Raw genomic sequence first — 20105 nt, forward strand, 5'->3', positions numbered from 1 at the left:
GACCGAGGTTCGCGCGTTTGCCGTTGCGCCTGGGGGAGAACGCGGATGCGGCGGCTATCGTGGTAGCGGCGGATGGCGATGATTAAGGAGGCCGCGGTGATGACGATGCTGGGCGTCGGACATGATGTGGTGGATGTGCGGGCGTTCGAGGAACAGCTCGGCATGCCCGGATCGCGTATGCGTGCGCTGTTCTCGGCGCGCGAACTGCGCCAGGTGCGGATGCGCGCCGAGCAGAAGCATGACGGTGAGGCCGTGCATCTCGCCGGCCGATGGGCCGCCAAGGAATCGGTCGTCAAGGCATGGTGCGAGGCGCTCGGCGCGGCGGTGAGCCCTTATACGCTCGACGATACGCCGTGGGCGAGCATCGAGGTGCTCAACGAGGCGAACGGCTGCCCGCGCATCGTGCTTGGCATCGACGTCGAAAGCCGACTGCGCAAATCGGTCGGGGCGCATGTGTTCGGCGACGCGAAACCGGAGCCGGATTTGCGCTGGCTCGTGTCGATCTCGCACGACGGCGGCATCGCGTCGGCCGTCGTCATGCTGTGCGCGCAATAGCGAGAACGATTGCGCGCAAGGCATGTGCGGCATATAGCATCGACTGCGTATGCCGCGCCGGATGTATTGCATCTTCGAGATGCCGTGACAGTCGTATGCGTATAGGTCGTCGCATGTACCTGCGATTTGTGCGGTCATGAATGCGGATGCGCGGAGCGCAACGCCTGTGCAGGCTGTGCCGGACGGCGCGCCTGGGCGCACGGCGACGCGGCATCGCCAAAGAATCCGGTGAATGCGCGCAACCGCAACGCCTGCGATTTGCGGTTGGCACGGCGTTGTGTATAATGGCACACGTTGTCCGGAACGATGTTTCGGGTGGCACGCGGATGTAGCTCAATGGTAGAGCCTCAGTCTTCCAAACTGATTACGCGGGTTCGATTCCCGTCATCCGCTCCAGTGCGAATAGGCCGCAAACCCTGAGAAATCAAGGGTTCGCGGCCTTTCCTGTATCTCAAGCCGCGTGCAAGATTTTCGCATAGATTCGCAACTTGTGCCCACGATAGGACGACCTATAGGCTGACCTACACCGCTGCAACGGGAAGGACATCCACCATGGCACCATCGAAAACAACACGCCGCCCCAAGGGAACCGGAAGCGAAACCAAGGACGCAAATGGACGCTGGCACGCGATCCGCGAACTGCCCCCGAACCCAGTCACTGGCAAACGCCGCCGTATCAGCGCGATCGGCCGCACCCGTACCGAAGCCCGCTCCAAGCTCGAAGCCAAACTCGAAAAACTCGCCGCGCAGGGCTCCATCCCATCGGCGAAAGCACCACACCTGCGCGCCTACATGGACCACTGGCTCGACACCATCGCCACCCGCGTCAAACCACGTGTCCTCGAAACATACCGGGCCGAATGCAACGCGCTCGCATCCACCATAGGCGGCATGCGCCTCGACGCGATCACACCAGCCACCGTCGAAAACACGATGCTCGACCTCAGCGTCGGCAGATCCAGCAAAACGATCCTCAACTACTGGACCCGGCTCAAGCAGATCCTCCACACCGCCACACGCGACGGCCTCATCGACTCGAACCCCGTCCTCATGACCGACCCGCCACGCGTCGAACCGGCCCCCACAGCCATCCTCGCCGCCGGACAGCCCGCACAAGCCATCGGCGCCGTGAGGGACGCCGGACCCACACGCCTGCTCGCCACCGACGACGAACGCGACATGTGGGCACTGATATTCGCGCTCGCATTCGAAACCGGCATGCGCCAGGCCGAACGCTTCGCACTCACCCCAGCCGAACTTGTCACCAAAAACGGCATCCACGGCATACAGGTCGAATGGGAACTCCAACGACTCAACGGCACACCACACATACCCTCATGGCTCACCGCACGCCAGATCGACGCACACCACTGGCTCCTGCCGCCCAAAAGCCATCAGGGTAAACGCTTCGTACCCCTCAGCACCGAAACATGGCTCGCCCTCCAACACCGCGCCCGCACCCACCACATCAAACACAACGAACTCATATTCACCACCTCCGACGGCAAACCACTCTCCGGAGCAATGGAACGACGCAGATGGAAGCAGGCGCTCGACGACGCAGGACTGCCATACGTGACCATGCGCAGCGCACGGCACTTCTTCTCCACAGCGCTCGCACAATCCGGAGCCGCCGACGACGCACGAACCGCCATGATGGGCCACGCCAAAATCACCACCACCGCCGGATACACCCACTGGGAGCCCGAGACCCTCGCCGCGCTCGCCGAACGGGCGCGCGCGGCTGTAGGCTCGGGACTCTAGTCCGAGTGTTTCCGCGGCCTGCCACCGCCGGCACCACGGCCGGGGCGTGCCGCGTTCCACGCGTCGATCGTCTCCTCCTTCCAGCCGCGCGTACGGCCGATGTATGCGTCAGGATCCGGCAGCTTCAAGTTGAGCAGTCCGCCCGCCGTGATGCCGAGGCGCTCGGCGACCTGCTTCACACCCAGATACCGCTCAACCACGGTTTGCGCCTCCCATCAGGGAGAACACCGCGGCGATGAGCGCGCAGCCGAACGTGACCAACGCAGGCCACGCGAACCACGCGCTCGCGGCCGTTCCAAGCGCGAACACCGCGCCCACTACCGATTCGTACCTCATGATGCCTTCGACATGACCATGTGCGGAGATAGTCTGGGGCGGAGGGTTTCCGGATACTTGGGTTATTCGGAAACCCTCGCTTTTACTTCCTCTTGGGTTTCTTCCTGACCTTGCCGATGGCCGTCAGGAGCGCGGCGAGCGATTTGACAAGGGCCGCGAGCCCCGCGAAGCAGATCCCCAGACTGGTGATGATCTCCGCCGGTGTCATGTCACCTCCTTTCTTTCGCTGACATATCTATAGTAACATAGTTACTATAGATATGTCAAGTCGGCACGCTGAAACTGGAACCGGACGCTGAATGGAAATCCCATGACGGAGATAGCATGGAGCAAACATCACAACACCGCCGCACGAAGCGCGACACACGGAAAGCGGACGTCCGTAACAACGCCCGCATAGAAAGAAACCATGGACGATGTGACTAAGGAAGAAGTGGATAGCCTGGAGGGCGTAGGAATCAATCCCACCTACGTTGCGAACAGTATCCTCAGGCGCGCCTTCACCGAAAGCATTCCTATCACGCCGATGAAACTGCAGAAACTCCTCTTCTTCGTTACCTGCCTCTACCAACGTGCCACGAGAAGGCATCTTCTTACCGAATCATTCCAACCTTGGAAGTACGGACCAGTATGTGCTGCCGTCTATGACGAATTCAAGACGTTCGGCGCACAGCCAATCGACCGGTACGCAACCGACGCACGCGGGCTCGCCACCGCAGTTAACGAGGCACAGGCACCCGCTTTTGCAGGCGCGCTAGACACCGTCTGGCGATCAATGAAACATTGCGGAGCCGTGGAACTGTCCCGACTCACGCACGTTCCCGGCTCATCCTGGAGCAAGGCTATCGCGGACCATAGGGACTTCATCGACAACGCCGTCATGGCTGACGATCACACATTCGACTGCATGCTCAGGGAGCCCAAGCGATGACAGAGGACGACAAGGGAGGTGTCCCCGACGACGCGGATTCGGACATCCCGTTCGAACCAGTCGAGGACACAAGTGTTCCGACTCAGGCGGTCAACGAGCCTGAACCGGAGGACATGAGCCGCAGAGATGGCCCGCAGTCGACGACCGCAGACAACTCGCTCGGCAGCATCACTGGTTGGCATCCATTCCTCAGGTTCCTCTATCGCGTGGCCGATATGGTGTATGCGTATATACCTGACCGCAAACGACGAGTGCATATCTTTATTGGAGAACACCCAATCATATTCAAGTGCCTGTTCTGGTGTGACTTCGCGGTCGTTGTCGTCGGTGTCCTCGGTATCATAGCAGTCATCCTATTCGGCGCAGCCCGTACCGTCGGGATCTTGCCGAATGCGTAGCGGTTCCTAAGGCATCGAGATTACGGGCTCAACACGAAATACTTGGCATCGTCAAGGTGGTACGCCACACCCGGCGGCATCATCATATCCCGTGCATCCATCACTGCACAATCAGACTCGGATTGTCATGCAGGCGCTCGCGGAACGCTTCGATGGCCCAGGGCAGCACGTTGAGCTCGCGTGCCATGCCGAGCGTATTGCCTTCGTACACAGCCTCGGCATACGCGAACTCGAGCGGGCTGATGAGCATGGCGGCGGCCTCGATGTCCGCGCGCCGCTCCGTCCACCGGTCGCACCGGCAGCCGGCGTCATGATGCCGCGCGTGACTGATCTCATGCGCAAGCACGCATCGGCGCTGCACGTCCGTCAGACGCGAATCCAACACAATCAGATCCAGACCGGGCGCGTATAACCCCTCATAGCCGCCCGGCAGCGGCTGTTCGGCCACACGCGCCCAACGCGACGCCTCCTTTAGTAGCTTTTCCGTAGACTCTCCTTGGTGTCCCGAACGCTATGGGATTATTGCAGCAGTCGCTGGACCTCTTCGCGAATCTGGTCCGCAAAAGCGTAGATCCCGTTGAGGGATTCGAGGGGATGGCGGGTGACGTTCTTGTCCTCATCGAACAAACCGATGTATTTCTGCTTCGTGTTGAAGAACAGTCTCGCCACGGGCTTGCGGTTGTTGTCATCCAAGAAGATGGAGCAGTACGATTTTGCATCGCGCATCGTGATGCGCTCAGGGTCGACGTCGCTGCAGGCTATGGCCTTGACGATGTGGTATGCAGCGATCTCTTCCTCAGTGGTGACGACGCCGTCATCGTCGGCAGGAGTCTCGTCTTCCTGCGCCTGGTTGTCTTCCATGTCGTCACCAGTCCCGATCTTGATATCGTCGGCCCCCAGAGCCGTCTTGAGCCGGTCGTTGACCTGATCAGACAGATACTGCTTCAGGGCCTTGCTTACCAGCGGCCTGAACTTGTCCATCACAGACGCATAGAACGCACCTTCGTAGACATGTGAGGCGAGCAGCTTCACGAAATCGTCAGATGGTTCACGGAACTCGTCTCCGACGGCCCTCTTGAGCGCTCCCACGTACTTGAGTTCTTCCGCGCTGCTGGCAATGGAATCCAAATCGAACGCGGGCTTGGTGAGCTTTTCCACGGCCGGAACGACCGTCGGGTCGATATCGAGAAGGTCGAGCACGAGGAACGGCTTGGAATCCATGCGGTTCGGCTCGTCAATGTCCATATAGAAGTTCCATACCTGGCCGTTGGTCAGGACACCGATGCGCGCATTCGTGACCGCAAAGTAGCGATACAACTGACTCGCGTTCTCCAGACTGAGCGGTGCGCCGACCTTCTTGCACTCGATAAGGATCTGCACCTGATCGTCCCGCACCAAGGCGTAATCAACCTTCTCGCCCTTCTTCACACCCACATCCGCCGTGAACTCGGGGACCACCTCGTTGGGATTGAACACATCATATCCCAGCACCTGACCGATGAACGGCATAATGAACGCCGTTTTCGTGGCCTCCTCTGTTTCAATGCCGTCCTTGAGGTCGCGGACCTTCGCCGCCACCTGATTCAGGCTTTCCTCAAAATCCATGACCTTCTCCTTCTCGTTCCTTGGTAGTGGATTTCTTACAGGTTCAATACACTCGCTGATGACTACGGCAGCTCCTCGAACGCCTCCTGCTCACGCTCAAGATCACCCTTCTTCGCGGCAATGTCGAACTGCTCCAAGTGCGAGGCCACGTACGCAGCCTGCTCATCAGCAGACAAACTTGACATATCCGGCACCGTGGTATCGTCGTCCGCGCTCACAAGCGCCGCATTCGCATCGTCGACGGCGGCAGAGGGTTCAGAGTTATTCTCTGCAGCCACGTTGGAGAGCGCTGCATCGAGTGTTTGTGACGGTGATATCTGCAATACCGAGCAGAGTGCCAAAAACTCGCGCAATGTCGGCGAGCCGTGTGAATGCGAGAACAGATTCGCTACGCGCGGTGGGCTGACGTTGATTGCCTTAGCTAGTGCTCTATCCGATATGGGTATCGGTGCTCGCTGGCGGGCATCATCAATGATCTGCATGACAGCTATGTCTGCTGGTTCCCATGAGTCTGCGTATTTCCGAGCCATGCTGACATCATAATATGCTTCAGCATTTTTACAAAACGACACACTGATGTTGCACTAGTGTAAGTCTGTTGTTACACTCAAAGCATGGCGAAAGAACAGACTTACATAATGCAAGAAGCAGCTTGCAATGCTGTTGATTACCTGCGTCGAGCGGCTAGGGCGAACGACCTGACCAAGACGCAGATGGCTCGCAGTGCCGGCGTCTCGACGCCGACTCTCGACCGGAGATTCGAGGATGGCGACCTCAGGCTCTCGCAGTTTCTGAAACTCGCTGCTGCTGCTGGAGTCAAACCCTCTGACGCTATCAAACTTTGCGACGATGCAGTCGCAACGTACAACCAGCGCGCGGAGGCGCTCGCGTCCAAGGAAGAAAAAAATGAGGCGCCCGCTGCAACAGGCGCCTCCGGGTCATGAGAAAGGACTGAATCCCATGAATACCAACACCCACACTACCACACCGGACACCGGCCACAACCCAGCCCAGGAACGCAAACTGCGCGAGAAGGTCACCGCCAAACTCGCCGCGACCATCGACCAGTGGGCCACAGAAGCCGACGGTGGAAACCTGCACATCACGGTCAACCGCGACTACATGGCCTACCCCGACCCCGGCCGGCCGGTGGAAATCGACCTCGACGCCATCGCCGGCATCATCATCGCGCAACTCACCGCGGAAGAGGAATGACCCACATGAAACGCAACACCACACCACTGTGCGAGCGCCTCGCATGGACACTCCCGAAAGCCGCCGAAGCGTACGGCGTCTCCTACGAGGGACTGCTCGAGGCCGCGAGGGACGGACGGTTGATCACCACGCGTCCCAGGAGTCGCAGGGGCGCTCGCAGTTGGCGGCACGTGACCCGCCGCGAGATGGACCACTACATGGAAACCTACGAAATCTGAAAAGGAACCGATCATGACCCGATACAAGGACTCCGAAGGCTACGTCTACGAGGAGCGGCCGTGCGGCAGGCGCGAATACGTGGAAAGCCCCCTGCTGCGTGACCTGCGCGCCGACCGCGAAGCCGCGCAGCAGGAGGTGGACCGCCTCTACGACATGCTCGACGCGTACGACGCGAAGCACACCGAATACGAGCCGTATGAACGGCACGGGATCCACAATGCCTACATCGAGGCACGCATCCGCCTGACCGGCATCGACTCGCGCATCACACGCGAGCAGTGGAGGCTGATGCGCAAGAGCTCCGAATACGGCTACATCGACGCCAACGGCGAGCGCGTCCCGTACGATGCCGCACCGGTCGCGCCCGAACTGGACCCGGACGACATCACCGAACCCGCAGACGAGACCGACGAGCCGGATGGCGGTGAGACGCGCTGTTTCGAGGCGCGGTTCGGCGCGGTGCGCGACGGGCACGGCGCCGTGTTCGTGAGGATCGCCTCAATGGCGGAGCTCCTCGCAGACGCCGTCGCCGCCGCCAGACGCAGCACACTGCAGGAGATCAGCGAGCACATCGACGCACTCATCGCCGAGATCGACGGCGACGAGGCGTGCACCGACGAGAGGAGCGCATGACATGACACGTCAGGACAAGACACCGAAAATCTGGCAGCGGGCGCTCGCGGCCGCCTGCACGATCGCCGCGATCGCCGCATTCGGCTACGTGGCCGCCGGCCCCGGCTTCTACCGCGCGCCATGGGCATACACGCTTGCGTGGCTCACCTTCCTCGCGGCCGCCGCATACGCGGTGCCGATGCTCGACGTCACCTGCGAGACGCTCACGCTCGCATGGCGCCGCACCAAGCGGATCGCACGCCATGCGAAGCGGGCGCTCGGATGATCCGTCCGTGCGCGCGCCCATTCCCCGCGCGCACGGATGCCATGGACGGGGGAGCATCCGCCGCCCATGGCGATAACCGAAAACGCGTGGCCGCCCCCTGAGTGCATCGGCGGCCACGCACCGGGGCCGCGCAAGCTAGCCCCACCCGCATACCGCCTATGCTTCTCTTTCTTTCCTTCGGCGGAATGCGTGGTGGAGGGAGGTGCGAATCCTCCCCGGCCCACTCAGGACGCGTCAACGTCACCCACAGCCGACGATAGCCCGGCTCGCGGGAGCGATGGGTGCGCGCGGTGCCAACCGCCCCGCCCCCTCACGCGGGGATACTCCACACACCCAGCGCGTCCGACAACCTCACCAACGACCGACCAAACCCCGAAGGAGGATCAATGGACGACCAGCAGGCGCCGAAGCCGGCGCGGAACGCCGCAGAGCGCGAGGTGCCGGACGAGGCGAAGCTCACCGCGGTCGCGGTGGAGCTGATGATCAAGGAGGGCCGCATGCGTCCCATGGCCGTCGACACGGTCATCAGGGACGAAGCCGACGCTAGCGTCGTCGACCGGCTCCTGGTCAGCTGCGACGCCGACAGCGGCGGCATGGTCAGCATGTCGAGCGAACTCGGCCACCTGACGCGCGGCGAGCTGTACATGCTCGCCGGTGCCGCGCTGGGCCTGTACAAGCAGGCGCTCACCCGCGCCGAAACCGACACGAAGGAGCAGTAGGCAATGGCGGGGGAGACCATCATCACCGTCGTCGGCAACCTGACGCGCGACCCGGAACTGCGCACCGTAGGCAACGGGTCGACGGTCGTCAACTTCACGATCGCCTCGTCGACGCGCACGTTCAACCGCAACACCAACCAGTGGGAGGACGGCGACACGCTGTTCCTCAACTGCTCGGCATGGGATTCGCAGCATACGGCGCTCGCGAGCAACATCGCGCACAGCCTGTCCAAGGGCATGAACGTCATCGCGCAGGGACGCCTCGTGCAGCGCACGTACGAGACCGAAAACCACGAGAAGCGCACCGTCGTCGAACTGCGCGTCGACACCATCGGCCCCTCCCTGCGCCGCGCCACCGCGCAGGTGAACCGCCAGAGCGCGAGCGCCGGCTTCGTCGGCAGCCAGCAGGGCGGCCAGTCGGCTGCCGGTTCGGGTGCCCCGTATCAGGGCGGCGCCACCCGGTCGGCGTCGTCGGCCGTGTCGGATCCGTGGGCCGACGGTGACGGCGGGTTCGGGACGACATTCGGCGCTCGCGATGACTCGGACGATTTCTAAGGAGACGCGGATCATGAGCGGACAGCGCGTGACGATCAGCATCGACGTGCCCAAGCCGTGGCTGCTGAAAACCAACGGCGGCCAAGGTAACGTGTATGCGAACGCGCAGCGCGCCAGGCATCTGCGCCACGCCGGCTACGTCGCCGGCCGCGACTGGCTCGCACGCCACCGCGCATGGAGGCGCGACCTGCGCGTGGACGTGGCGTACGAGGTGCACTATCCACGCCGCCCGTCACGAGCCGACCCGGACAACCTCGCGCCCACCGTCAAGCATCTCGTCGACGGCCTGACCGACGCCGGGTTGTGGGCGGACGACGACTACACGCACCTGCGCCGACGCACCTACACGATGGGGGAACCCACCCGCCACCCAGGCGTATGGCGCATCGACATCCACATCACACCAATCACAAAGGAGAAGCCATGAGCCAGAAAGGCTACGCCAAGCTCAGCAACGACCTGTGGCGCTCACCCGACGGCATGAAGATGCTCGCGGTCAACCCCGCCGCGCTCGCGTACTATGTGGCCGCGATCAGCTACGCGTCCGACAACATGACCGACGGGCGCCTCGACGAGACCGTCGTGCGCTACGTGCTGCGCGTGCCCGACGACGTCATCGACTACCTCGTCGACGAAGGCAAATGGGAACCTGACGCGGACGGCGGCTGGCGGATCCACAACTACGACAAATGGCAGAACAGCCGAGCCGACATCGAGGCCGCACGCGCCAGGGACCGCGAACGCAAGACCCGCAAACCCGCCGCATCGTCGACCAAGAAGGATTCCGCTCGGAATCCGGACGGAATCCGGACGGAATCCGACGTGAATCCAGAGCCTTCTTTTAACCAAAACCAAAACCAAAACCAAAACACTTCCTCTCACGAGGAAGTGGGGGAGGCGCGCGCGAGCGCGCCCGCCACCGCCACCGCCGCCGAGGAGACGAGAAGCGAAAGCGAGCTGATCGACGTGTGGGAGCCCGACGCATCCTGCATCGCCTACGCCGACGAACTCGCCCGCGCCGGACATCCCAGAGTCGACCTGGGCGCGCTCGCCACCCGCTTCCGCCGCAAACTGCACGCCCGAGGCCTCGCCGCCTACAAGCTGCGAGCCGCACCCGAGGCCCTGTCAGCCGAGTTCTGCACGTGGATCGACACCGAGGTCACGATCCTCGCCCAACAACCCAAGGCCGCCGTCGCGCCACCGACCCGCCACACAGCCAAGCCGCCCACGCACCGGCACACATGGGACTGCGGCCACGTGCAGACCCGCATGAGCCCGCACGAAGCCGACTACAACCACGAACGACACGGATGGGGCGCATCCGACTGGATGACCGCCTGCGCCGCCGAAGCCGACCGGCTCAACCGCGAAGACGGCATCCCGGACGTCGAATCGACGCTCGCCGGCCCGGCCGCGGATACCGGCTCGGCGGCGCTCGCGGACGGGAGCATGGCATGAGCGACGTGCGTATCCTCGCGTCGAGCGTCCCGTGCGATGCGCTGCCCGAGCGCTACGACGACCTGACCGGCTGCCGCTTCGGACATCTGACCGCGGTGCGCCCCGTGGTGCGCCGGGCCGGCGGACGGCGTCGCGTGTGCTGGGAGTGCCGGTGCGAGTGCGGAGGCTGGACGGTGCGCACCGCGGACTCGCTGCGCGAACGGCTGCACCCGGAGCGCGCCCACTGCCCGCACTGCGACGGCGGAGAGCGCATCGACTGGGACGCCGTGCTCGACGCCGAACAGGAGACCATCGACCGCTATCGCTGCGGGAGGTCCGCATGAGCCCGCTCGCCGCGTTCGGCTTCGGCGCCCTGACCGCGTGCATGCTCATGCGCATCGCCATCAGCATCGCCCACGACATCCACGACCGGCGGGGTCGGCGCGACCGCAGCCACGGCGATCACCGAACCAGTAAGGGCCGCCGATGAACATCCTCGTCATCCTCACCATCATCCTCACCGCCCTCGTCGCGCTCGCGATCTGGTGCGGCTGGCACGACTTCTAACCACCGAAAGGACCACCGTATGACCGTCGTCATCCTGAACATGGCATGCATCGCCGCCCTCGTCGGCCTCGCCGGCCTCATCACCTGCGTCAAAGACGCCATCAGCCTCGACCAGCGCATCGCACGGGGCGCTCGACGTGACCGTCAGACACGCAAGCACGAGCGGCGCGAACACGACCAGGAGGCACGCTGATGGCCACGAACGTTTCCGAAAGGATGCTCGCGCTCGCGGACGTGATCGACGCGCTCGCCGCCCAATCCAAGACGATCGCCGCCGACCCGAGCCTCGACCCTCGCCACAACGTCACCGACTGCGTCTACATCGCCGGCAAGCACGCGGCGCTCGCGGACGCGATCACGGCCGTCACCGGCCTGCTCGACGCGCTGTGGACGCCCAACACCGGTGACGCGGCCGCCGACGACCACATCACTAAGAGCGAGAGCGAGGAGGAGTAGGGGATGATTACCCGCAGTGTCACCGTGGCGAAGATACGCCGCGAATACTGGCAGATGATCGCCGAAGGGCGCAAACGGTTCGAACTACGAGACGAGGAAGTGGACTGGCGGTCGCGTCTGTTCGTGTTCGTGGACGCCGCCACGGGCGAGCACCTCGGCCAAGCGCGCATCCTGTCGCGCACCGCATTCGGCGGATACGAAGGCTCGTCCTGGAATTGGGGCCTGCTCTCGAAACTCGTCGAGGTCCCCGTCGACGAGCTCAAGGAGTTGTTCCCCGACGCGGTCGAGTTGGGCGGGCATGCCTACGACGCATACGCCATGTACGTGTACGAGATCGAACCGGCCGGCGACGACGAGGTCTTGGACGCCCTGCTCGAAGGATCCGACGCATGAGCGACCTGATCGGCCTCGCCGTCATCTGCGCCGTCATGATCGCCATCAGCTGGTGGACGGCCGACCACCACTTCTAACGATCCGAACAAAAGTTCGACAACGAAAGGACCATCATGGACGAACTCGTCAACCTCGACTTCGAGGGAACACCGGTGCGTGTCATCACAGCCGACGACGGCACCCCACGCTGGGCGCTCTCCGACGTGTGCGCGGCCTGCGGCATCGGCAACTCCCGTGACGTCGCCGCACGATTGGACGACCGGCAAAAGGGTGTCGTTACTATCGACACCCTTGGCGGCCCGCAGAAAATCACCGTCGTCAACGAGGACGGACTCTACGACGTCATCCTCGACAGCCGCAAACCCGCAGCCCGCCGTTTCCGCAAATGGGTCACCTCCGACGTGCTCCCGTCCATCCGCAAACACGGCGCCTACATGACCCCGGACACAATCAGGGCGGCGCTCGCGGACCCGGACACGATCATCATGCTCGCCACCCGCCTCAAGGAAGAAGCCGCCCAGCGTCAGGAAGCGCAGGAGCAGGTGCGCCGTCTGACGCCGAAGGCACGCGCGTACGAGGACTTCTGCGAGGCGCCCGACCTGCTGACCGTCCGAGACGCGGCGTCGACGCTCACCACCGCCGGGCTTCCCATCCGCGAAAGCGAACTGCGCGCATGGATGCTCGACCACCAGTGGATCTACCGCAAGGAACGAGGCTACCGGCCGTACGCGGCACATAAAGACGCCGGCCACCTGCGCCTCGTGCCGCCCAAACGCTCCGGCCGCCACCGTGACGGCACCAGATTCGCGTTCGAACCCACCTGCAAAATCACCCGACGCGGCCTAACCCTGCTCTACCAGAGGATCGGAGCCGAACGCATGCACGACCAACTCGACTACAACCCCGACACACTCGACATCCCCGAAGGAGACTGACCCATGGTCAGCGCACACAAAACCGAAATGATCCTCAAATGGCACGCCGACGGCGTCACCGTCACCCGCACCGCCAGCCTGCTCGGCGTATCCGAAGCCGAAGTGAAAGACGTCATCCGCACCGGCGGGAAACCCGCCACGACCAAACCGGAGCCACCCGCGTTCAGCGACGTGCCGCTCTTCGACGACCAACCATAAAAGAAAAGCCCCATCACCCCTTTCCGGGGATCAAGGGCGCGAGACCACACGCCATCATACCCGGAAGGAACCAAGCATGCAGCCAGACGCCGACCGCTTCCACAAAGACCTCCACGAGCTACGCGAAGAAACCATCACCCTCGCGGCGCTCGCGGACCGCCGCATCCACGTCACCCGACCCACCGGACCCGCAAGCACAAGCGTCGCGCCCACACCGATCAGCCTGCCCGCACACGACCTGCTGCGACGCCTCGACGACACGGTCCGCCACATCGCAATCGGAGCCGGCCTGCGCTTCGGCCGCGACACCGACCTGCACGACCTGCTCAAAGGCCTCGACCGACCTGCCCCATGCGCCACGCTCGCCGCACGCGCCGACGCATGGGCATGCCTACGCCTCATCGGCGAAACACTCTGGCAAGTCCGCCAGATGACCGACCCCGAACCGACACGCCGCTACGTCGGCATCTGCGTACGCTGCGGATCCCCCGCATGGGCGCCCGAAACACAGCCAGCCGACAGCGACTACCGCTGCCCCGAATGCGGACACCTCAGCCGCCTCGCCGACATCATCGAAGCACACCAGCTACGCCTCCTCACCTCAGGAGCCGTCGACACCACCAAAGGCCTACGCCGCCTCCTCGCATCCTGCGGCATCCACATCAAAGCCGGCACCATCAGACAATGGGCCCACCGCGGCAAACTCAAACCCGCCGGCCACGACGACACGGGTGCGCCCGTGTACGCGCTCGCTGACGTGCTGAGGCTGCACCGCGCCTCCGCTTGACAGCCGAAGGTGTAACGCCTACCATGTGTAATATTGCGCGACGCGTGTAGCTGAGCGCGAGTGTATGGCCTTGGACGGTGTGGACTGTCCGGGGCCGTCAGCGTATCGGGTCGCCGGTATTCGGCTGACATCGCATCGGCGGCTGGGCGCTTTCCTATAATGCTGGCATGTCAGTCGAAAGCAAGGAACAGCGTCAGGCTCGTAATCTGAAACAAACCAATGCCGCATTAGAATGGTTGAACGCGCACTGGATCAATTCGAGGGAATGCCCCATATGTACACGGATGTCCTGGTCGATTGGGCAGACGTTCGAACTGCGTGAATATGAGGGAGGCAATCTAGTCGTAGGGCTTGGTACGCAGGTCCTTCCGGTAACGCCGGTCTTCTGCAAGAACTGTGGATACATGTTTCTTCTCAATTCGCTCATCGTCGGAAACGCGTTCCCCCCGAAGGAGGGCGATGATGAATGAGCAGCCTCGCGGTACGTCGTCTCAGGATGACCTGTCGGCATCGGTCATAGAGCTTCCCGGCGCAAGTGCTGAATACCATCCGGAAGGGGTTTTAATCGTGGAGAAAAAGGATTGGGACCTGATACGTGGAAACCTCAACGCCAACCTTGAAAGGAAGGGGATCAAGAATGATCTGTTCTGGGGAGGATTGGGCCTTGCCTCCGGTTCGATTGGCGGTATCCTGCCAATCTTTCAAGGGAAAACGTTCGACCTAGACATGCAAGCATTAGTCTTAGTCATTCTATTTGCTATCGGTATCGCCTGCATGATTGACGCGATATTCAGCTATTTCGCCAATCGGAGAAGGAATGAAGAGGAGAAAAAGCATTTTGACGAGTTCCTCGACCGAATAGAGCAACAAAGCAAAACGTGAAAACACTGAAGGCAGGGGCTGGCATGTGCATCACAATCACCCAAGAGAATAATACGCTGCAGCAGAACTCGTTCGACGTAATCGCACACCAGCTCACCCGCATCGCCGACGCCATGCAACCGACCGGCGTGCAGGTCACCGAGTCGGACGACACCCGCCCAAGCGCCGGCCACCGAGCCGACCCAAGTTGCAGGGTGCCCGCCATGCCGGAGTCGCTAACCGGGGCGCCGTCAGGAAGCCACGATCTTCACACACGCGAGCGCGGTCGAAGAATCCTCGGCGCTCGCGGACAATGCTTCGCATATGCGCCGCGCACCACACGCATGCAGCGAGGAGACGAGGTGACGATGTCCTGGTACACGAGCGATCGGCAGTCCAGGCTCCCGGAGGACTGGGACCGGGTGCGTGCCATGGTGCGCGATCGCGCGCACAATCATTGTCAGGCGGCGACACATTCCGTGCTGTGCAACGGCATCGGCACGGACTGCGACCACATCGTCCCCGGTGACGACCACTCGCTTGACAATCTGCAATGGCTCAACCACAATTGTCATAGGCTCAAGACCGCGCGTGAAAGCGCGCAGCGCAATATGATTCGCGCTCGCGAGCGCAAGCATCCTCGTGAAGCGAATCCCGGAAGAATTTGTTGATGTTGATTCGTTGCGTTGTTGCGGCGCGCGGCGGCGGAAGGAAAGACGGGAAGATGAAGCGTTTCGGTTCGTTCGGTTCGCGGTTTTTCTCGCGAGCCTCCGCCGCCCCCATGGGGTGGGGGAGGACTCCGGAGGGAGCCTCCCCAGAACCGCCGGATAGCAGAAAGAATCATACGTACGCTTGGGGTGTCGTTTTGCGGCGCCTCGAGTTTTTGTTGTGTTTGCCGCCGTTGGGTGCTCTGTGGGCTGTTTTTGTGGTCTGTGGGCCATGGTGAGTGTTCGCGGTGCGGGTTCTTGGTTGGTGCACACAAAACGGTTTAGCTCTGTTACTTTTTAGTTTTCGTTGAAATTCCGGCGTTTCCAGCTCTGTTACGTTTTATAATGGTGTGTATGAACACCTGTGAATACTGCATGACGGAACTACCGGAGCGCACCGGCAAAGGCAGGCGCCGCCGGTATTGCTCGCCACGCTGCAAGATGCGCGCGCACCGATTGGAGGAGGCGCGCCCGCCACAGGACATGCTCATGCAGACACGGTGGGTCAACTGGAGGCCGATGCGCCGCGGCGACACCGTGACCAAGATGCCCGTGCAACCAGACGGCACCCCGGCGTCGAGCACAGACCCGGCCACATGGACCGATTACGAGACCGCGGAACAGCTGCACGCCGGTGTGGGCATGGGTTTCGTGCTCGGAGGCGGGTTCGCCTGCCTCGACCTCGACCACTGCTACGACGCGCGCAACCATCTGGCCGACTGGGCCAAGAAACTCATCATGCTCGCCGGCGACACGTTCATCGAGATCAGCCCGAGCGGAGACGGCCTGCATATCTGGGGCCTGTGCGAACCACGCAAAGGCATCAAGCTGCGCGACGGCATGAACATCGAAGCGTATTCACAAGGCCGGTACATCACCGTGACCGGCAAACCATACAAGACAAGCAAGCGCAAGCTCGCGGACATCACCGTGCTCATGAACCTCGCCGAGCACGACGCATTCGGGAGGCTGTTCAATGACATGTGACCAATCAAAGAAACCGCGCATGCCGGTCGGACTGGCCAGCGGCGGGCACGGTCAACGCCTATGGCACGATTTGACCGAGCGCGTCGAGTTCACCGACATCGAGCTACGCTATCTGGCCAACGCCTGTTTCACCCTGGACCGCATCGCCAAGATGCGCAAGGCCATCGGCAACGAACTGCTCGTCAAAGGCAGCCAAGGCCAGAAGGTCGCCCACCCGCTGCTGCGCGAGCTTCGCGCGGACGAACGGCATTTCGCCGACCTCATGGCCCGCATCGACATACCCGACCAATTCGCGCAGGAACAACCACGAACACAGGGGGAGCGCAGCGCGCAGATGCGCGCCGTCGTCGGCTCACGCTGGGGCAACGCCTACTAGCAACGCGGGGGAGGTGGCTCATGGCTCGGCTACGGGGCACGGGCCCGACCCTGCTGACCACACGCGCCGACGAACTCGACGAGATCCGCGACTGGTACCACACCACGCTCAGCGAACAGGCGGCGCCGCAATGGCACCACCCCCCACAGCTCATCGGACCCACATGGCGCCGCGACGAACACGGGTGGATCCTACCCGAGTTGACGCTCGGCTGGGACCTGCTCGCATGGAGCGGCTACTGGCTGCGCGACGCGAAAACCGGCAAACCGTGGAAATGGACCAACGAACAGGCCCGGTTCATCCTGTGGTTCTACGCGCTCGACGAATCGGGCCGCCCGTTGCACGACAATGCGGTGCTGCAGCGGCTCAAGGGGTGGGGCAAGGACCCGCTCGCCGCGGCGCTCGCGGTCGCCAGTTGTTTCGCGCCATTGACGTTCGACCATTTCGACGGTAGTGGCCGTCCGGTGGGGCGTGAGGAGCCGAACGCGTGGGTGCAGGTGTGCGCCGTATCCCAGGAGCAGACGAAGAACACGATGAAACTGTTGCCCGGTCTGATTCCCGCGGACACGCGCCGCCACTACCAGATCCAGATCGGCAAGCTCAACATGTGGGCGTTGGGCGACAGCCGACAGATCGAGGCCGTCACCAGTTCGCCGCTCGCATTGGAGGGCGGCCGCCCCACGTTCGTGATCCGCAACGAGACGCAGAACTGGAACGCCTCGAATGGCGGGCACGACATGGACGGCGCACTGTCGGGCAACGCGGCCAAACGTGAGGAAACCGTCAATGTCAAGATGCTCGACATCTGCAACGCGTACCGTGACGGCGAAGACAGTGTCGCCCAACGGGTGCGCGAGGCATGGGAAGGCACCCAAGGCGACGAGCGCAGCAAGGACGAGGGCGCACGCCCCCGCTACCACGATTTCGGCCTGCTCTACGATTCGATCGAAGCGGCGCCCGATACGAAGATGGACATGGCCACGATCCCCGAGGTCATCGAGGACATCCGAGGCGACAGCATCTGGCTGTCCACACGGCGCATCGTCAAGGAGGTCATCAACCCCAAGAACCCGGTGAGCGAATCGCGGCGCAAATGGTACAACCAGTGCATGGCGCCCGAGGACGCGTACGTGACCGCGCAGGAATGGGACGCCAACCGCGACGAGACCCTGTGCCTCGAGGACGGCGACGCCATCACCATGTTCCTCGACTGTTCGCTCAACGACGACGCCACCGCGCTCGTCGCCTGCCGCCTGGACGACGGGTTCGTCAAACCATTGGGCATGTGGCAACGGCCCGCGAACCTGCACGGCGACACCGCCCGCAATTGGCGTGTGCCCCGCGAAACTGTTGACGACACCGTACGCGAAGCATTCCGCCGCTTCCATGTCATCGGCTTCTACGGCGACCCCAGCCACGTGCTCGACTCGGAAACCGGGCAACGGTACTGGGATAGCTTGTTCGACCGTTGGCACCGCGACTACGGCAAACGCCTCAAGGTCTGGGCGACTCCCAGTGGGCGCGACCGGCACGCGGTCATGTTCGACATGGTCGACTACCAGATGCAGAAACGGTTCGTGGCCGCCGTCGACCAAGCATACAGCGACATCGCGGACGCGAACATGCCCCACGACGGCGACGCCCGCCTGCGCGTCCACATGCTCAACGCGCGACGCCAACCCACCCGCGCCGGCATGAGCATCGCCAAGGAGCACAGGGAAAGCCGACGCAAAATCGACCTCGCCATCTGCGCCATCGGCGCACGCATGATCCGCCGCGACTATTTGAACAGCGGCAAGTCACGCTCGAAGGGAGTCATCTGGTGAACACGGAACTACAGGACGCCGCCCAAGCCACCAAGGCGCTCAGTGACCTGCGCGAAAAATACGAGCGCGAACTGCCCGACCTCGAAACCATCGACGGCTGGTGGCGGTGGGACCCGCAGAAACTCCTGCTCAAGGGCCCCTCCCGCGAACACCGCACCATGCGCGACATCGGCGAAACCCCATGGCTGCGCATGGTCGTCACCACACTCGCCCAAACCCTCTACCTCGACGGTGTGGAATTCCCAGACGACATCGACAACACCAAAGCGAAGCGCATGTGGCAACCATGGGACCGCAACCGCATGGGCGCCAAACAGATCCCCCTGCATCAGGCGGCCATCGCCTACGGGTCCGCCTACACGTCCGTCCATGTCGGTGACGACGGGTTCGCACGGATCACCTGCCACACGCCAATGCGCGCGCTCGCCCTCTACAATGACCCGGCCAGTGACGTGTTCCCGCAATTGTTCCTCGCGGTCATCGCTCTCAGTGATGACACGACCGCGTACGAGGTGTGGGATGCTTGGAACGTGTGGCGGTTCCAGCAGGACAAGAACGGCGTGCTTGCGTTGATGGAACCGACGGCGCATGGCGTGTGCGACGCGCAGGGCGAGCCCGTGTGCCCGGTCGTGCGCTACGGCAACCAGATCGACCTGCAGGGGCGCACGCCCGGCGAGGTCGAACCCTACATCCCACTCGCCAAACGGTTGAACAAGGACAATTACGACCGTCTGCTCGCCCAGCATTACAACAGTTGGAAGGTCAAGACCGCGACCGGCCTCGACCTGAGCGAACTGGACGATGAGGCCAAGGAGCAACGCAAGCTCGAACTGCGCCAGGACAGCATGCTGTTCGGGGGCGAGGGCGTCCAGTTCAGCACCCTGCCGGAAACGGACCTCGACAACATCGTCAATGCGAAACAATCCGACGTGGACGAGCTCGCCGCGGTCTCGCAGACACCGGCAACCGCGTTCGGCAAGATGGTCAACGTCGGTGACGCCGGCATCGAGGAAAGCCGCGCCGGATTCTATGCCAAACGCAACGAACGGCGCAAGACGTTCGGTATAAGCCATTTGGACACGTTGCGGTTGTGCGCGGCGGCCGAAGGACGCATGGATGATGCGGCGAACATGGGGTTGACGCCGGTGTGGGCCGACACGGACACGCGCACCATCAGCCAGGCCGTCGACGCGTTCGGCAAGGCCGCGCAGATGCTGGGCGTGCCGGCGCGATGCCTGTGGGACAAGATCCCTGGCGTCACCAAGACCGAGGCGGACACGTGGCGCGAATACGCCGAAGCGCACCCGGACGCCGACGAGTTGGCCGCCCGCATCTACGGGGAGCAACTGCAACCGACGACCGAATAGGCGGGGGTGAGTG

General features: G+C 62.9%; 34 protein-coding genes and 1 tRNA gene. 29 read left to right on the forward strand and 6 right to left on the reverse strand.

Annotated elements, in window-relative coordinates; genetic code table 11:
• The first annotated feature begins 105 nt into the window (after positions 1–105).
• The 3 genes from D2E22_RS08325 (at position 106) to D2E22_RS08335 (ending at position 2319) form a co-directional block, all read left to right on the forward strand.
• Positions 106–555 carry a holo-ACP synthase gene (locus D2E22_RS08325; protein WP_126032727.1) on the forward strand — a complete coding sequence of 150 codons (450 nt, stop codon included), beginning with the start codon at positions 106–108 and terminating at the stop codon, positions 553–555.
• A gap of 322 nt (positions 556–877) precedes the next feature.
• Positions 878–951 (forward strand) — tRNA-Gly (locus D2E22_RS08330).
• 156 nt (positions 952–1107) lie between these two features.
• Positions 1108–2319, forward strand: coding sequence for a tyrosine-type recombinase/integrase (locus D2E22_RS08335; protein ID WP_126032633.1), 1212 nt, complete (start codon positions 1108–1110; stop codon positions 2317–2319).
• Here the strand turns inward: D2E22_RS08335 and D2E22_RS08340 are convergent.
• The 3 genes from D2E22_RS08340 to D2E22_RS10885 form a co-directional block, all read right to left on the reverse strand.
• A complete protein-coding gene (locus tag D2E22_RS08340) occupies positions 2316–2519 on the reverse strand; it encodes a hypothetical protein (RefSeq protein ID WP_126032634.1) in 204 nt (67 codons plus the stop codon). The two genes, D2E22_RS08335 and D2E22_RS08340, sit on opposite strands and share 4 nt — an antisense overlap.
• On the reverse strand, positions 2512–2655 hold the full coding sequence (locus tag D2E22_RS10585) for a hypothetical protein (protein ID WP_164518485.1): 144 nt from the start codon (positions 2653–2655) through the stop codon (positions 2512–2514). The genes D2E22_RS08340 and D2E22_RS10585 overlap by 8 nt, the downstream gene beginning before the upstream one ends.
• 82 nt (positions 2656–2737) lie before the next feature.
• Positions 2738–2863 (reverse strand): hypothetical protein, encoded by a 126-nt coding sequence (locus D2E22_RS10885; RefSeq protein ID WP_277600018.1) that lies wholly within the window; start codon positions 2861–2863, stop codon positions 2738–2740.
• 201 nt (positions 2864–3064) lie between these two features.
• Here D2E22_RS10885 and D2E22_RS08345 point away from each other — a divergent pair, with 201 nt between their 5' ends.
• Both D2E22_RS08345 and D2E22_RS08350 read left to right on the forward strand, forming a co-directional pair.
• The gene (locus tag D2E22_RS08345; protein ID WP_241218338.1) at positions 3065–3586 is read left to right on the forward strand and encodes a Panacea domain-containing protein; all 522 of its coding nucleotides are present in this window, start codon (positions 3065–3067) and stop codon (positions 3584–3586) included.
• Positions 3583–3984 carry a hypothetical protein gene (locus D2E22_RS08350; RefSeq protein ID WP_126032635.1) on the forward strand — a complete coding sequence of 134 codons (402 nt, stop codon included), beginning with the start codon at positions 3583–3585 and terminating at the stop codon, positions 3982–3984. Before D2E22_RS08345 ends, D2E22_RS08350 begins: the two co-directional genes overlap by 4 nt.
• 100 nt (positions 3985–4084) lie before the next feature.
• Here the strand turns inward: D2E22_RS08350 and D2E22_RS08355 are convergent, their stop codons facing one another.
• The 3 genes from D2E22_RS08355 to D2E22_RS08365 all read right to left on the reverse strand — a co-directional run bounded on the left by D2E22_RS08355 (position 4085) and on the right by D2E22_RS08365 (position 6071).
• The gene (locus tag D2E22_RS08355) at positions 4085–4432 is read right to left on the reverse strand and encodes an ImmA/IrrE family metallo-endopeptidase (protein ID WP_126032636.1); all 348 of its coding nucleotides are present in this window, start codon (positions 4430–4432) and stop codon (positions 4085–4087) included.
• A gap of 71 nt (positions 4433–4503) precedes the next feature.
• Complete coding sequence (locus D2E22_RS08360; RefSeq protein ID WP_126032637.1) at positions 4504–5589, reverse strand: type I restriction enzyme HsdR N-terminal domain-containing protein; 1086 nt, start codon at positions 5587–5589, stop codon at positions 4504–4506.
• A gap of 62 nt (positions 5590–5651) precedes the next feature.
• Entirely contained in the window at positions 5652–6071 is a 420-nt protein-coding gene (locus D2E22_RS08365; RefSeq protein ID WP_126032638.1) for a helix-turn-helix domain-containing protein, read from the reverse strand.
• A 132-nt stretch (positions 6072–6203) separates the two neighbouring features.
• Here D2E22_RS08365 and D2E22_RS08370 point away from each other — a divergent pair, with 132 nt between their 5' ends.
• The 24 genes from D2E22_RS08370 (at position 6204) to D2E22_RS08475 (ending at position 20092) form a co-directional block, all read left to right on the forward strand.
• Entirely contained in the window at positions 6204–6533 is a 330-nt protein-coding gene (locus D2E22_RS08370) for a helix-turn-helix domain-containing protein (RefSeq protein WP_126032639.1), read from the forward strand.
• Positions 6534–6549: 16 nt separating this feature from the next.
• Complete coding sequence (locus D2E22_RS08375; RefSeq protein WP_126032640.1) at positions 6550–6804, forward strand: hypothetical protein; 255 nt, start codon at positions 6550–6552, stop codon at positions 6802–6804.
• A 5-nt stretch (positions 6805–6809) separates the two neighbouring features.
• Positions 6810–7022, forward strand: coding sequence for a DNA-binding protein (locus D2E22_RS08380; protein ID WP_241218339.1), 213 nt, complete (start codon positions 6810–6812; stop codon positions 7020–7022).
• Positions 7023–7035: 13 nt separating this feature from the next.
• Positions 7036–7656: a hypothetical protein gene (locus D2E22_RS08385; RefSeq protein WP_126032642.1), complete on the forward strand. Its 621-nt coding sequence runs from the start codon at positions 7036–7038 to the stop codon at positions 7654–7656.
• A gap of 1 nt (position 7657) precedes the next feature.
• Positions 7658–7921, forward strand: coding sequence for a hypothetical protein (locus D2E22_RS08390; RefSeq protein ID WP_126032647.1), 264 nt, complete (start codon positions 7658–7660; stop codon positions 7919–7921).
• A gap of 386 nt (positions 7922–8307) precedes the next feature.
• Positions 8308–8640, forward strand: coding sequence for a hypothetical protein (locus D2E22_RS08395; RefSeq protein WP_126032648.1), 333 nt, complete (start codon positions 8308–8310; stop codon positions 8638–8640).
• 3 nt (positions 8641–8643) lie between these two features.
• The gene (locus D2E22_RS08400; protein ID WP_126032649.1) at positions 8644–9195 is read left to right on the forward strand and encodes a single-stranded DNA-binding protein; all 552 of its coding nucleotides are present in this window, start codon (positions 8644–8646) and stop codon (positions 9193–9195) included.
• 13 nt (positions 9196–9208) lie between these two features.
• Positions 9209–9622: a RusA family crossover junction endodeoxyribonuclease gene (locus D2E22_RS08405; protein ID WP_126032650.1), complete on the forward strand. Its 414-nt coding sequence runs from the start codon at positions 9209–9211 to the stop codon at positions 9620–9622.
• Positions 9619–10653, forward strand: a complete 1035-nt coding sequence (locus D2E22_RS08410; protein WP_126032652.1) for a hypothetical protein — start codon at positions 9619–9621, stop codon at positions 10651–10653. The genes D2E22_RS08405 and D2E22_RS08410 overlap by 4 nt, the downstream gene beginning before the upstream one ends.
• A complete protein-coding gene (locus tag D2E22_RS08415; protein WP_126032654.1) occupies positions 10650–10976 on the forward strand; it encodes a hypothetical protein in 327 nt (108 codons plus the stop codon). Before D2E22_RS08410 ends, D2E22_RS08415 begins: the two co-directional genes overlap by 4 nt.
• Positions 10973–11122, forward strand: a complete 150-nt coding sequence (locus D2E22_RS10590; RefSeq protein WP_164518486.1) for a hypothetical protein — start codon at positions 10973–10975, stop codon at positions 11120–11122. The genes D2E22_RS08415 and D2E22_RS10590 overlap by 4 nt, the downstream gene beginning before the upstream one ends.
• A gap of 96 nt (positions 11123–11218) precedes the next feature.
• Positions 11219–11392, forward strand: a complete 174-nt coding sequence (locus D2E22_RS10595) for a hypothetical protein (RefSeq protein WP_164518487.1) — start codon at positions 11219–11221, stop codon at positions 11390–11392.
• Positions 11392–11655: a hypothetical protein gene (locus D2E22_RS08420; RefSeq protein WP_126032655.1), complete on the forward strand. Its 264-nt coding sequence runs from the start codon at positions 11392–11394 to the stop codon at positions 11653–11655. Before D2E22_RS10595 ends, D2E22_RS08420 begins: the two co-directional genes overlap by 1 nt.
• 3 nt (positions 11656–11658) lie before the next feature.
• On the forward strand, positions 11659–12048 hold the full coding sequence (locus tag D2E22_RS08425) for a hypothetical protein (protein WP_126032657.1): 390 nt from the start codon (positions 11659–11661) through the stop codon (positions 12046–12048).
• Between the two features lie 113 nt (positions 12049–12161).
• A complete protein-coding gene (locus tag D2E22_RS08430) occupies positions 12162–12983 on the forward strand; it encodes a phage antirepressor KilAC domain-containing protein (RefSeq protein ID WP_126032659.1) in 822 nt (273 codons plus the stop codon).
• A 3-nt stretch (positions 12984–12986) separates the two neighbouring features.
• Positions 12987–13181 carry a helix-turn-helix domain-containing protein gene (locus D2E22_RS08435; protein WP_126032660.1) on the forward strand — a complete coding sequence of 65 codons (195 nt, stop codon included), beginning with the start codon at positions 12987–12989 and terminating at the stop codon, positions 13179–13181.
• Positions 13182–13257: 76 nt separating this feature from the next.
• Entirely contained in the window at positions 13258–13968 is a 711-nt protein-coding gene (locus tag D2E22_RS08440) for a hypothetical protein (RefSeq protein ID WP_126032661.1), read from the forward strand.
• A gap of 167 nt (positions 13969–14135) precedes the next feature.
• Positions 14136–14438 (forward strand): hypothetical protein, encoded by a 303-nt coding sequence (locus tag D2E22_RS08445; protein ID WP_126032663.1) that lies wholly within the window; start codon positions 14136–14138, stop codon positions 14436–14438.
• Entirely contained in the window at positions 14428–14850 is a 423-nt protein-coding gene (locus tag D2E22_RS08450) for a hypothetical protein (protein ID WP_126032664.1), read from the forward strand. Before D2E22_RS08445 ends, D2E22_RS08450 begins: the two co-directional genes overlap by 11 nt.
• Complete coding sequence (locus D2E22_RS08455; RefSeq protein WP_126032665.1) at positions 14847–15500, forward strand: HNH endonuclease; 654 nt, start codon at positions 14847–14849, stop codon at positions 15498–15500. Before D2E22_RS08450 ends, D2E22_RS08455 begins: the two co-directional genes overlap by 4 nt.
• Before the next feature lie 390 nt (positions 15501–15890).
• Positions 15891–16523 carry a hypothetical protein gene (locus D2E22_RS08460; protein ID WP_241218342.1) on the forward strand — a complete coding sequence of 211 codons (633 nt, stop codon included), beginning with the start codon at positions 15891–15893 and terminating at the stop codon, positions 16521–16523.
• Positions 16524–16542: 19 nt separating this feature from the next.
• On the forward strand, positions 16543–16899 hold the full coding sequence (locus D2E22_RS08465) for a hypothetical protein (RefSeq protein WP_241218343.1): 357 nt from the start codon (positions 16543–16545) through the stop codon (positions 16897–16899).
• Between the two features lie 20 nt (positions 16900–16919).
• A complete protein-coding gene (locus tag D2E22_RS08470) occupies positions 16920–18725 on the forward strand; it encodes a terminase (RefSeq protein WP_126032668.1) in 1806 nt (601 codons plus the stop codon).
• Positions 18722–20092, forward strand: a complete 1371-nt coding sequence (locus D2E22_RS08475) for a phage portal protein (protein WP_241218344.1) — start codon at positions 18722–18724, stop codon at positions 20090–20092. The genes D2E22_RS08470 and D2E22_RS08475 overlap by 4 nt, the downstream gene beginning before the upstream one ends.
• Positions 20093–20105: the final 13 nt, after the last annotated feature.

Source organism: Bifidobacterium castoris, assembly GCF_003952025.1.
Taxonomy (GTDB): Bacteria; Actinomycetota; Actinomycetes; order Actinomycetales; family Bifidobacteriaceae; genus Bifidobacterium; species Bifidobacterium castoris.

What these genes read in the sequence shown, in the direction of transcription:
- D2E22_RS08325 (WP_126032727.1), top strand. Translation starts at nt 106, where the DNA reads ATGCTGGGCGTCGGACATGATGTGGTGGATGTGCGGGCGTTCGAGGAA.
- D2E22_RS08335 (WP_126032633.1), top strand. Translation starts at nt 1,108, where the DNA reads ATGGCACCATCGAAAACAACACGCCGCCCCAAGGGAACCGGAAGCGAA.
- D2E22_RS10585 (WP_164518485.1), bottom strand. Translation starts at nt 2,655, where the DNA reads ATGAGGTACGAATCGGTAGTGGGCGCGGTGTTCGCGCTTGGAACGGCC.
- D2E22_RS10885 (WP_277600018.1), bottom strand. Translation starts at nt 2,863, where the DNA reads ATGACACCGGCGGAGATCATCACCAGTCTGGGGATCTGCTTCGCGGGG.
- D2E22_RS08345 (WP_241218338.1), top strand. Translation starts at nt 3,065, where the DNA reads ATGGACGATGTGACTAAGGAAGAAGTGGATAGCCTGGAGGGCGTAGGA.
- D2E22_RS08350 (WP_126032635.1), top strand. Translation starts at nt 3,583, where the DNA reads ATGACAGAGGACGACAAGGGAGGTGTCCCCGACGACGCGGATTCGGAC.
- D2E22_RS08360 (WP_126032637.1), bottom strand. Translation starts at nt 5,589, where the DNA reads ATGGATTTTGAGGAAAGCCTGAATCAGGTGGCGGCGAAGGTCCGCGAC.
- D2E22_RS08365 (WP_126032638.1), bottom strand. Translation starts at nt 6,071, where the DNA reads ATGCAGATCATTGATGATGCCCGCCAGCGAGCACCGATACCCATATCG.
- D2E22_RS08370 (WP_126032639.1), top strand. Translation starts at nt 6,204, where the DNA reads ATGGCGAAAGAACAGACTTACATAATGCAAGAAGCAGCTTGCAATGCT.
- D2E22_RS08375 (WP_126032640.1), top strand. Translation starts at nt 6,550, where the DNA reads ATGAATACCAACACCCACACTACCACACCGGACACCGGCCACAACCCA.
- D2E22_RS08380 (WP_241218339.1), top strand. Translation starts at nt 6,810, where the DNA reads ATGAAACGCAACACCACACCACTGTGCGAGCGCCTCGCATGGACACTC.
- D2E22_RS08385 (WP_126032642.1), top strand. Translation starts at nt 7,036, where the DNA reads ATGACCCGATACAAGGACTCCGAAGGCTACGTCTACGAGGAGCGGCCG.
- D2E22_RS08390 (WP_126032647.1), top strand. Translation starts at nt 7,658, where the DNA reads ATGACACGTCAGGACAAGACACCGAAAATCTGGCAGCGGGCGCTCGCG.
- D2E22_RS08395 (WP_126032648.1), top strand. Translation starts at nt 8,308, where the DNA reads ATGGACGACCAGCAGGCGCCGAAGCCGGCGCGGAACGCCGCAGAGCGC.
- D2E22_RS08400 (WP_126032649.1), top strand. Translation starts at nt 8,644, where the DNA reads ATGGCGGGGGAGACCATCATCACCGTCGTCGGCAACCTGACGCGCGAC.
- D2E22_RS08405 (WP_126032650.1), top strand. Translation starts at nt 9,209, where the DNA reads ATGAGCGGACAGCGCGTGACGATCAGCATCGACGTGCCCAAGCCGTGG.
- D2E22_RS08410 (WP_126032652.1), top strand. Translation starts at nt 9,619, where the DNA reads ATGAGCCAGAAAGGCTACGCCAAGCTCAGCAACGACCTGTGGCGCTCA.
- D2E22_RS08415 (WP_126032654.1), top strand. Translation starts at nt 10,650, where the DNA reads ATGAGCGACGTGCGTATCCTCGCGTCGAGCGTCCCGTGCGATGCGCTG.
- D2E22_RS10590 (WP_164518486.1), top strand. Translation starts at nt 10,973, where the DNA reads ATGAGCCCGCTCGCCGCGTTCGGCTTCGGCGCCCTGACCGCGTGCATG.
- D2E22_RS10595 (WP_164518487.1), top strand. Translation starts at nt 11,219, where the DNA reads ATGACCGTCGTCATCCTGAACATGGCATGCATCGCCGCCCTCGTCGGC.
- D2E22_RS08420 (WP_126032655.1), top strand. Translation starts at nt 11,392, where the DNA reads ATGGCCACGAACGTTTCCGAAAGGATGCTCGCGCTCGCGGACGTGATC.
- D2E22_RS08425 (WP_126032657.1), top strand. Translation starts at nt 11,659, where the DNA reads ATGATTACCCGCAGTGTCACCGTGGCGAAGATACGCCGCGAATACTGG.
- D2E22_RS08430 (WP_126032659.1), top strand. Translation starts at nt 12,162, where the DNA reads ATGGACGAACTCGTCAACCTCGACTTCGAGGGAACACCGGTGCGTGTC.
- D2E22_RS08435 (WP_126032660.1), top strand. Translation starts at nt 12,987, where the DNA reads ATGGTCAGCGCACACAAAACCGAAATGATCCTCAAATGGCACGCCGAC.
- D2E22_RS08440 (WP_126032661.1), top strand. Translation starts at nt 13,258, where the DNA reads ATGCAGCCAGACGCCGACCGCTTCCACAAAGACCTCCACGAGCTACGC.
- D2E22_RS08445 (WP_126032663.1), top strand. Translation starts at nt 14,136, where the DNA reads ATGTCAGTCGAAAGCAAGGAACAGCGTCAGGCTCGTAATCTGAAACAA.
- D2E22_RS08450 (WP_126032664.1), top strand. Translation starts at nt 14,428, where the DNA reads ATGATGAATGAGCAGCCTCGCGGTACGTCGTCTCAGGATGACCTGTCG.
- D2E22_RS08460 (WP_241218342.1), top strand. Translation starts at nt 15,891, where the DNA reads ATGAACACCTGTGAATACTGCATGACGGAACTACCGGAGCGCACCGGC.
- D2E22_RS08465 (WP_241218343.1), top strand. Translation starts at nt 16,543, where the DNA reads ATGCCGGTCGGACTGGCCAGCGGCGGGCACGGTCAACGCCTATGGCAC.
- D2E22_RS08470 (WP_126032668.1), top strand. Translation starts at nt 16,920, where the DNA reads ATGGCTCGGCTACGGGGCACGGGCCCGACCCTGCTGACCACACGCGCC.